7 protein-coding genes, 2 rRNA genes and 1 pseudogene (1 of these 10 running past the window's edge) are annotated in these 9,684 nt (G+C 43.1%); 6 read left to right on the forward strand and 4 right to left on the reverse strand.

The genetic code is table 11. The annotated features are described in order from the left end of the window. The 3 genes and pseudogenes from EJP82_RS27215 to EJP82_RS28985 form a co-directional block, all read left to right on the forward strand. Positions 1 to 1,549, forward strand: a 23S ribosomal RNA gene (locus tag EJP82_RS27215); it begins 1,388 nt to the left of the window's first position. Positions 1,550 to 1,671: 122 nt separating this feature from the next. Then, positions 1,672 to 1,788, forward strand: a 5S ribosomal RNA gene (gene rrf / locus EJP82_RS27220). Between the two features lie 178 nt (positions 1,789 to 1,966). After that, positions 1,967 to 2,361 (forward strand): annotated as a pseudogene (locus tag EJP82_RS28985) (transposase); the annotation flags it as partial. Positions 2,362 to 2,414: 53 nt separating this feature from the next. Here the strand turns inward: EJP82_RS28985 and EJP82_RS27230 are convergent. The 4 genes from EJP82_RS27230 to EJP82_RS27245 form a co-directional block, all read right to left on the reverse strand. After that, positions 2,415 to 3,767, reverse strand: coding sequence for a glycoside hydrolase family 5 protein (locus EJP82_RS27230; RefSeq protein ID WP_127195219.1), 1,353 nt, complete (start codon positions 3,765 to 3,767; stop codon positions 2,415 to 2,417). Positions 3,768 to 3,790: 23 nt separating this feature from the next. Next, positions 3,791 to 4,636 carry a carbohydrate ABC transporter permease gene (locus EJP82_RS27235; RefSeq protein ID WP_127195220.1) on the reverse strand — a complete coding sequence of 282 codons (846 nt, stop codon included), beginning with the start codon at positions 4,634 to 4,636 and terminating at the stop codon, positions 3,791 to 3,793. Between the two features lie 18 nt (positions 4,637 to 4,654). Further along, the gene (locus EJP82_RS27240) at positions 4,655 to 5,548 is read right to left on the reverse strand and encodes a carbohydrate ABC transporter permease (protein WP_246054457.1); all 894 of its coding nucleotides are present in this window, start codon (positions 5,546 to 5,548) and stop codon (positions 4,655 to 4,657) included. A gap of 87 nt (positions 5,549 to 5,635) precedes the next feature. Further along, the gene (locus tag EJP82_RS27245; RefSeq protein ID WP_127195221.1) at positions 5,636 to 6,928 is read right to left on the reverse strand and encodes an ABC transporter substrate-binding protein; all 1,293 of its coding nucleotides are present in this window, start codon (positions 6,926 to 6,928) and stop codon (positions 5,636 to 5,638) included. A 215-nt stretch (positions 6,929 to 7,143) separates the two neighbouring features. On the opposite strand from EJP82_RS27245, the gene EJP82_RS27250 reads away from it, so the two are divergent. The 3 genes from EJP82_RS27250 to EJP82_RS27260 are packed head-to-tail and all read left to right on the forward strand — an operon-like array spanning position 7,144 to position 9,383. After that, entirely contained in the window at positions 7,144 to 8,670 is a 1,527-nt protein-coding gene (locus EJP82_RS27250; protein WP_170220321.1) for a sensor histidine kinase, read from the forward strand. Positions 8,671 to 8,686: 16 nt separating this feature from the next. Continuing rightward, positions 8,687 to 8,974, forward strand: a complete 288-nt coding sequence (locus EJP82_RS27255; protein ID WP_127195223.1) for a response regulator — start codon at positions 8,687 to 8,689, stop codon at positions 8,972 to 8,974. A gap of 19 nt (positions 8,975 to 8,993) precedes the next feature. Further along, a complete protein-coding gene (locus EJP82_RS27260) occupies positions 8,994 to 9,383 on the forward strand; it encodes a LuxR C-terminal-related transcriptional regulator (RefSeq protein WP_127195224.1) in 390 nt (129 codons plus the stop codon). Positions 9,384 to 9,684 lie beyond the last annotated feature (301 nt).

Genomic DNA, 9,684 nt, shown 5'->3' on the forward strand with positions numbered 1-9,684 from the left:
AAGTCGGGACCTAAGGCGAGGCCGAAAGGCGTAGTCGAAGGACAACAGGTAGAAATTCCTGTACCACCGTAATCCGTTATGAGTAATGGGGTGACGCAGTAGGGTAGTGACGCGGACTGATGGATGTGTCCGTCTAAGCAGTGAGGCTTGTGTGTAGGCAAATCCGCACACTAAAAGGCTGGGCTGTGATGGGGAGCGAAAATTTATAGTAGCGAAGGTCATGATCTCAGACTGCCAAGAAAAGCCTCTAACCAGGAGAAGGTGCCCGTACCGCAAACCGACACAGGTAGGCGAGAAGAGAATTCTAAGGCGCGCGGAAGAACTCTCGTTAAGGAACTCGGCAAAATGACCCCGTAACTTCGGGAGAAGGGGTGCCCCGGTAGTGTGAATAGCACGAGGGGGCCGCAGTGAAAAGGCCCAAGCGACTGTTTAGCAAAAACACAGGTCTGTGCGAAGCCGTAAGGCGAAGTATACGGGCTGACGCCTGCCCGGTGCTGGAAGGTTAAGGGGAGTGGTTAGCCGCAAGGCGAAGCTATGAACCGAAGCCCCAGTAAACGGCGGCCGTAACNNNCTATAACGGTCCTAAGGTAGCGAAATTCCTTGTCAGGTAAATTCTGACCCGCACGAATGGCGTAACGACTTGGGCGCTGTCTCAACGAGAGATCCGGTGAAATTTTAATACCTGTGAAGATGCAGGTTACCCGCGACAAGACGGAAAGACCCCATGGAGCTTTACTGCAGCTTGATATTGGACTTTGATACGATTTGTACAGGATAGGTGGGAGCCTAAGAAGTAGGAGCGCCAGCTTCTATGGAGGCAATGTTGGGATACCACCCTGATCGTATCGGAGTTCTAACCTAGGACCGTGACCCGGTTCGGGGACAGTGTCAGGTGGGCAGTTTGACTGGGGCGGTCGCCTCCTAAAGTGTAACGGAGGCGCCCAAAGGTTCCCTCAGAATGGTTGGAAATCATTCGAAGAGTGCAAAGGCAAAAGGGAGCTTGACTGCGAGACTGACAAGTCGAGCAGGGACGAAAGTCGGGCTTAGTGATCCGGTGGTACCGCATGGAAGGGCCATCGCTCAACGGATAAAAGCTACCCTGGGGATAACAGGCTTATCTCCCCCAAGAGTCCACATCGACGGGGAGGTTTGGCACCTCGATGTCGGCTCATCGCATCCTGGGGCTGAAGTAGGTCCCAAGGGTTGGGCTGTTCGCCCATTAAAGCGGTACGCGAGCTGGGTTCAGAACGTCGTGAGACAGTTCGGTCCCTATCTGTCGTGGGCGTAGGAAATTTGAGAGGAGCTGTCCTTAGTACGAGAGGACCGGGATGGACGCACCGCTGGTGTACCAGTTGTTCCGCCAGGAGCATAGCTGGGTAGCTACGTGCGGAAGGGATAAGCGCTGAAAGCATCTAAGCGTGAAGCCCCCCTCAAGATGAGATTTCCCAATTAGTAAGACCCCTTGAAGACGACGAGGTTGATAGGCTTGAGGTGGAAGTACAGTAATGTATGGAGCTGACAAGTACTAATCGGTCGAGGGCTTATCCTACATGTTACGNNTTTCGTTTCGTATCCGGTTTTCAAGGATTAAACCTTGAGCGTAGAGATATCTTTTTAAGGATTGATATTTTCTCGCAGCGATTTCAAGAAGCGAAGCTTCGAAAAATCATGTTTGGTGGCGATGGCGGAGGGGTTCCACACGTACCCATCCCGAACACGACCGTTAAGCCCTCCAGCGCCGATGGTACTTGGACCGCAGGGTCCTGGGAGAGTAGGACGCCGCCAAGCAAAATGAAGAAGCCATTACCNAATTCGGTAATGGCTTCTTTGCATATTAGTTAGGATAGAGATATGGGCTCGAACATCTTAAACCAAATCTTCTTCGATAAACCTTAGCATTGGGATGCGTTTGTAGAAAAACATAAAGAGCATATTCAGGCGAATGTCCATAAAGAGGCACATTAACAAAGAGAATTTCGAGAAGAGACATATGCTTACTCCTGGTATTATTGCAGGGCTACTTGCATTTAGGTAGCGTCTTAACTTTAATCCACATATTCATATGTTGGTGACGATCAGTGGAATGAAATCAAACGGCAAATGGAAAATGTATGATAGGTGCCGTTTGAAATGCTTAGAGAACAGAGGCAAACCGTGGTATTAAAGCTAATTCGGAGAAATCTGGATGAGGAACAGAAAAAACAAGTGTATACACAAAAAAGCTTTCTCTATTGGCGGAGAAGGCTTCTTTGTGTATGCACTGAGACAAAGGGGAATGCCAAGAAACAGCTAGGCAACATAGGCCGTTCTATAAGGCGCCCTGCTATAGCGTTAAAACGAATTCAATCCTACGAGGGAGAATAAGTTGTAATTAGCTACGATGATAAAACAAGTTGCAGCGATGTTTTCGATCCTTATGCTTTCGTGTACTTTTCAATCAGCACCGCAAGCTCGTTCCAATACTCGCAGTTTTCCCAGCGGAAAGATTCAGGTAGCTTGGACATTTCCTCCCATGAGCGCTTTTGCAGGTATGGCTTCAAGTTCTGCTCTACGCAAATGACCTGCATGATCGTTCTCATCCGAAACTGAAGCGGATATCGCTCCTCTGTGGAGATTGGCTTGAAATAGGTTTCCGCCATGTAATCAACTATAGCTTCGCCCTTCTCCTGCTCTTTATGCTGATTCCATACTAGTTTAATTTCTTCCGTCAATTGGCGCCAAGGTGTTTCTTCTTTAGGGTATACAATGCCCATAACATTAGCATCCTTATAGAGCCACAGTGCCCAAGATACATTATTTTGCTCGCACAAATCGAGCATATCTTCAATGATGGTCATCTGGAAATCGATGTCTTCCTTCTCAAACACTAATCCAAGTTCGCCGCACCAGAGCGGGCGCTGATATTTCTCGCGGATCTTAAGGAGACGATGGAATTCCTCTGCGAAGATCTCCTTACGGCTTTCACGACTCATTTCATGAGTAAGCACGGCTGGATCCGCGATGAACGGGTAAAAGTGGAATTCATAGGCTATTTGCGGATCATCAATCGGATCGAGCATGGAAAAGTCAGTCGTAAATGCATTGCCCTCAATGAAAATAATATGCTTCTGGTCATATTTTCGGATTTCTGCAATCACTTTACGGTAGAAATCATTGAACACTTCCGCATTTGTAACCAAAGAAGGTTCGTTTACGATATCGTAAGCGGCAATCCAAGGCTGATCTTTGTAGTATTGTGAAATATGACCCCAAAGCCCAATCACGGTATCACGCAGGGCACCGTATTCCCAGAATAGCGGCAGACCTGAGTATGTGTCACAGTGCCAATCCGGGTTTTGTCCGCCAGGAACGGAGTGAAGCTCCAAAATCGCGTAGATCTCGTACTTTTCACATAAGTTAATAATATGATCCAGATATTTAAAACCGTCGTTCTTATATACACCCGGATTTTGGTCGTCGATAAAGTATTTATAATTGAAAGGAAGCCGGAGATGGTTGACACCGATTTTTTTCAAAAATTCAAAGTCCTTCTCATCCATATATTCCATCAAGAAGCGGTCGAAGAACTCAGTACTGCGCTCCTTGCCGTACACCTCATCAAACGCCTTTTTAATCATGGTATCCGTGCCCGGAAGTCCGATTAGAAAATGCTCCAGATTCATCCAAGTCCCTAAGTTGAAACCACGGAACAAGATTTTTTCACCGTTTACTGTAAAATCTTCGCCTGTCACCTGGACAAAATGGTTTGTAGGAGTAGTTGTAGTCATATTTCAGCACCTCTGATTATTTATTAGTTTTTCATACCTGTTGTGGCCACGCTTTGAATAAAGAAGCGTTCACCCGCGAGGAACACCGCTACCATTGGAATGGTTGCGAGTACTGTTCCAGCCATTAGCAAGCCGTAGTCCATCGTATGCTCAGTCTGGAATGCCTTCAAGCCTAGCTGCAACGTTTTTAACGAGTCGTCATTCAGATAAATGAGTGGGGCTAAATAGTCATTCCACATGAAGGTGAACGTAAAGATCGTTAAGGTAGACAAGCTCGCCGCAGATAACGGCATCATTATTCTCCAAAAGATGCTCCATTCGTTATAACCATCTACCCGTGCAGCTTCATTAAGCTCATTAGGCAAGCTCAAGAAGAATTGGCGCATAAGGAAAATCCCAAAGCCACTAAATAATTGTATTAAAATGTAACCGCTATGCTTGTTATATAAGCCCAGACTGCTTACCACTGAAAATTGAGGTACCATGATGGAATGCCACGGCATCATTAAGTTGGTCATAAATAGAATAAAAATCATGTTTTTGAATGGAATTTTCAGTTTGGCAAAAGCATAGGCAGCCATGGAACAAATCACGACCTGTAGTACGGTAATAATAACGGACAGTTTAACGGTGTTTAAGAAATATTGAGCGAAAGGAATGGCTTGCCAAACTTCCTTGTAATTGTCCAAGTATAAGGTTTGAGGAATCCAGTTCATGGGATTCTTAAACAAATCGACATCTGTCCGTAAAGAAGCTGAAATCATCCATAAGAATGGAAAAAGAGTGGCAAACGAATAGATAACTAAGGCTAGGAGTAATAGATAATAGGGAAGCTTAGTTCTTTTCGATGTATTGATGACAGTCAGCATAGGTAGCTCTCTCCTTTCCTAGTAAGTAACCCATTTTTTCTCAAGCCTAAATTGAATTAAGGATATGATCATAATGATTAGGAACAGGACGGTCGACATCGCTGCAGCGTATCCCATTCGGTAATTAACAAAGGCCTCCTGATAAATTCTAAAGACAAGCACGTTGGTCGAGCGACCTGGCCCACCGTCTGTCATGACGGAGACTAAATCGAATACTTGGAAAGAGTTAATTATGGTAAGGACCAGCACCATAAATAGGGTCGGTGACAAACTAGGCAAAGTAACATATAGAAATTGCTGAAACTTATTGGCGCCATCAAGCTCGGCTGCTTCATACAAATGCTCAGGAATACCTTGGATGCCCGCCAGTATAATGATCATGTAGTAACCGAAGCTTTTCCAAACGGCTACAAGAATAATAGCCAATAGAGCCCATTTCGAGGACATGAGCCATTCCGGAGGATTGGAGATACCGATTGCCTTTAGAATATAATTGATTGGCCCAGAAACAGGGTTAAACAAGAGTCCCCAAGCAATGGCGATAGACACCATGGACGTAATATATGGGAAATAAAAAGCCATGCGTAAATATTTGCGAAGGTGCAATATATTGTTTATAGCAATAGCCGCAAACAAAGCTAATAGCATGGTTAACGGAACGAACAGTAGCGTATAAATTAAATTATTTTTTAATGAAACAAGAAAATAATCGTCCCCCAGCAGCTTGGTATAGTTGTCGAGTCCGACAAAATTGGGTGTCACGTTAAACCCACCATAATCGGTAAAGCTCATGACGAGCCCGTAAATTAGCGGTACAAAAATAAATATTGCAAACAAGACGAAGGCCGGAAAAATGAATAACGTCCCCGGAATGTATGACTTGTAGTTGCGCAGACGGTTACTTGTCATCATAGCAACCTCCTTTATGATGTTAAGACCTATAAATGCAAGTTCGGCTTCCGTTAACAATGTAAGCGAAAGCCGAATGCTGGTCTATAATTAGCGGTTAAGAACAGATTGACGATTCTTCAAGAAGTTTTGAATGGCTGTCCCGGAATCCTGCTCTTGGAATAAGAAGAGATCGCGCTGCTCATTATACACACGATTCACTTCATCAATTTGCGGAACGGGCTGATTTTCTACCACGGTGTTTGTTTCAAAGAAGTAGCCGCTACCTTGAATACCTGTTGCGTTAAGGAATGCTTCCTTGGTTTTGTCACTGGAGTAGGCCGGCAACACGCTGGATTCGGCGATAATGGCCCCACCTTTTTCACCTGTTACAAACTGTACGAATTTAAAGGCAGCATCGGCATGGTCGCTTTTGGGATTAATTCCAATAAAGGTGCTTACGCCTCCAACTGTAATCGGATCATTTGTACCCTCCGGCAATGGAAGAGGAGCCATATCAAAATCAATATCGGTTTTGCCGGCTGCAATATCCGCTTTAAGCATGTTGAGAGTCCACTCTCCGTTAATAAGCATGGCGACATTGCCGCTTTCAAATTGCTTGATCCAGTCAATGCTTTCTGCCTTCATTTTCTTATAGCTCATATGGGATCCATCCTTATAGTACAGACGATCCAGGTAATCGAGCCAGTTGCCTACCGGATCTAGGCTGTCGTCAAGAATGGTTGTGCCTTCTTGAAGCGCTCCCAGTGGTGCGGTAAGCCAGTCGGCATAATAGCCTCCCCACTGCGTATCTGCCCCTTCCCCTTTAGTTAGGCTTTTTGCCAGCTCGGCATATTGATCCCAAGTCATTTGCGAAGGAACGTCAATACCTGCTTGACTAAAAATGGCTTTGTTGTAGAACAAAGCATACTGTGAGGTACGGTAAGGAAGAGCGTAATACTTCCCTTTTGTCAGCACCTCTGTAATATCCTGAAAACTTGGTCCGTATGCGCCAACATCTAAATTTGCCTCTTTAATTTGATCCGTTAGATCTACCAACTGATTTTTGGATGAATATAAGCCAAGGCTGCTTGTTCCGTTTATGCTGTAAACATCCATTTTTGAACCGCCGGATAGATTGTTCATAATCTTCGTGTTGTATTCATCGGCATCGTTGCTAAAGGTGGTCATACGCACCTCAACGTCGCTGTTCTGGGCATTAAATGCTTCAACGACCTTTTGCATATAAGCCTCTTCGTCGGTCCAGGTGTAATATTCCAAGACGGTTTTTTCATTACCAGAGTTGTTGACAGCGCTGTCATTATTGCCAGAACCGCAACCAGCTAAGACTAAACCGAGCGAAGCAATCAGCATTAAACTGATGAAGCTTTTCTTTTTATTCATGAATAACCCCTCCTGTATCTGTGGTATGCTCTTAGTTTAAGAGTATCTGGTGATTGTGGTAAGGTTGAACTTTTATCCTCGTTAAGTGCAATAAAACCATAATAATAGCGTATTCCGGTCGATATCTACTGTATTGGTTGTATGAAACTTCAACCTTTACAGATGAGTACAAACTAATTTAAATTTAACTTATTTATGTAGAAGGGATGGCTTCTATGTTTATATTTTTAGTTTTTATTCTGTTCGTAGCCGTATCTACATTCTTCTTAATCCAGAAAAAATATACGAAAGCCACGCTTTTTATGCTGCTCATGGGTTTTTCCTATTTAATCGTGGTGTCCTGTATCATTATTTACATGTCCAAGGATGGGTACTATTACTACAGCCTAAAAGACTTCTTTGGTATAAATCAAAGCCTGCAGAATCAACTCATGTTTTTGCCCGTTTCCCGCATTACCTTAATTCGATTAATGAACTTATTTACAGTGGTGTTTTTGTACGCGGGACTTTGCTCGGCGATCTTTTTTGCATTTCAGGTGCAATTTAAACGAAGACTCTTTCTACTGGCGGCACTTGCAGTTCCCTGCATCATTCAGGTTATTCTTTATGATCCGTCCTTTTATACATATTTGTATTTTAATCTTTATCCTGACTATGTAAGCTCGCAGTCTTTCATCTCTGCTTATGAGGCATTGCATTCGATTACCTTTGTCCTGAATACCTTGTACATTGTAGCGGGATCCGTTTTACTGATTTATGCTCTGTACGATGCCCCTAAGGTTCGTCAGATCCGAAGTAATATTTTCATGATCCTGATTTCCTATATTTCCGTACAAGTAACGTATTATTACATTAACTACTGGGCGCCAGATATTCTGATTAACGTCTCAAAAGCGGCACGTTTTATAAGGTTTAAGCCGATAAGTTTAGTGGGGAACCCTTCCATATACATCTTGCTTCCATACATCGTAGGATTTTGTCTATTGGTTAGCCTATACAGCATTTATAAATACACGCGAATACAAAATAGCATTAAAAATCAAGAATCGGTGATTTCCAAAAATATAGATTCCGCACTTTTGACCTCTCGCGTTTTTAGTCATTATATGAAAAATGAGCTGTTAGCCATAATGGCGCAAACTGAATTTTTAGAAAGCATGTGCGAGAAATCCCCGGAGGTAGTTGAAGAAATTCGGGTTATCGAGCAGCGGTGCCGTAAGGTGTATGATCGTTTAGATGCGGTCCATCAAAAAACATTAAAATCAAAAATTGAGCTGGAGCCTGTTGTTTTAAATGAGCTATTAGATAAGCTGTTAAGGGAGATGCAATTAGAATTAAAGCACACTCAAACCAAATATACGCCACCAAATAGGCAACTTGTAATTATGGCGGATCCCTATTACTTTTCACAGGCTATAGAAAATTTGATTTCCAATGCTGTGGACGCACTTGAATTTGTTCCTGAGAAATCCAGATTATTAACTATTGAGATTATTGTGAAAAATAAATGGGTTGAGTTGGTCATCACGGATAACGGAGCGGGAATCGCTGAGGAAGATGTAAAACATATATTTCAACCCTTTTACTCTTCAAAGCCTACAGCAACAAACTGGGGGATGGGCTTGTCCATATGTCTTACCATTATTTCAACGCATGGTGGTAAAATTAATGCAGAGAGTAAATTAGGTGAGGGTAGCTCTTTTCATATCATTATGCCTTTGCTCTCCACGGCGAATAATTGAAGGAGATGACACCAGCATGAGTACACCGAGGATCAAGGTGCTTATCGTAGAAGATGATCTTTTAATTAGTAAGCGTTATCAAATGATATTGTCAAAGGATCAGCAAATCGAGTGCGTAGGCTGTGCTTCCAGTGGATATGAGGGAACGATGCTGGCAGCACTCAATAAACCAGATGTCATTTTAATGGATATTGAGTTGGAAGATAAGCAGGCTGGACTCCGAGCTACATCGGAAATTTTGAATTATATGCCTGATATAAAAATTGTGATGTTGACCGTATGTGAAACGTTTTCGCGCTTTTGAGCTCGGAGCTTCTAATTACTTGTTAAAAAACATGCCTGCTGCCGCCATACTGGAAGCGGTGAAGGATGCTTACTATGATCGTTCTTCCTTGCATTCCAATATTGCAGGTAAAATCACACGCGAATTTAAAAGGATTAAAACAACAGAGGATAGCCTTTTGCATAACTTTCATATATTTGCACAGCTTACACCAACTGAACTTGAGGTATTAGAATTATTAATGAAGGATTATACACGTCAGGAAATATGTGAGTTGCGCCATGTAGAGCATTCAACTCTAAAATCTCAGATCAACAGTATTTTAAAGAAATTTAATAAAAGAAGTGTCCAGGAGATTGTACCAGTATTGCGAGAGTTGCATATTCCGGAAATAATTTCGCAGCGAAAAAGAAATCTGAAAGATAAGTAAGCAAAATTATCCCCATGATCAAGTATGCAGCATGCGAGAAGACACGAGTTTGCTTCTGACGGTTTTCTTAATGGTGTTATGAGGAAGTATGCATCATTTCTCGCAGCATACATTACCCGAGCAGATGTACAGCATGAAATGAAGCCTATTGCTGAGTTCTTTTAGTACGTTATCGCTTGTTATGTTGCAGTATATATTTGGCAGCATAAAAAAGATTTAAATATGCTTGCACAAGCCCAGGAAAGATGTTATATTATTAGTCCGGCCGATGAGAACAACGGTTTGCAGCTAACAACTGAGA

The organism is Paenibacillus anaericanus (assembly GCF_003994475.1).
Classification (GTDB): domain Bacteria; phylum Bacillota; class Bacilli; order Paenibacillales; family Paenibacillaceae; genus Fontibacillus; species Fontibacillus anaericanus.

Excerpts from the sequence above, each read along its gene's own strand:
- EJP82_RS27230 (WP_127195219.1), bottom strand. The coding sequence starts at position 3,767 with ATGACTACAACTACTCCTACAAACCATTTTGTCCAGGTGACAGGCGAA.
- EJP82_RS27235 (WP_127195220.1), bottom strand. The coding sequence starts at position 4,636 with ATGCTGACTGTCATCAATACATCGAAAAGAACTAAGCTTCCCTATTAT.
- EJP82_RS27240 (WP_246054457.1), bottom strand. The coding sequence starts at position 5,548 with ATGATGACAAGTAACCGTCTGCGCAACTACAAGTCATACATTCCGGGG.
- EJP82_RS27245 (WP_127195221.1), bottom strand. The coding sequence starts at position 6,928 with ATGAATAAAAAGAAAAGCTTCATCAGTTTAATGCTGATTGCTTCGCTC.
- EJP82_RS27250 (WP_170220321.1), top strand. The coding sequence starts at position 7,144 with ATGTTTATATTTTTAGTTTTTATTCTGTTCGTAGCCGTATCTACATTC.
- EJP82_RS27255 (WP_127195223.1), top strand. The coding sequence starts at position 8,687 with ATGAGTACACCGAGGATCAAGGTGCTTATCGTAGAAGATGATCTTTTA.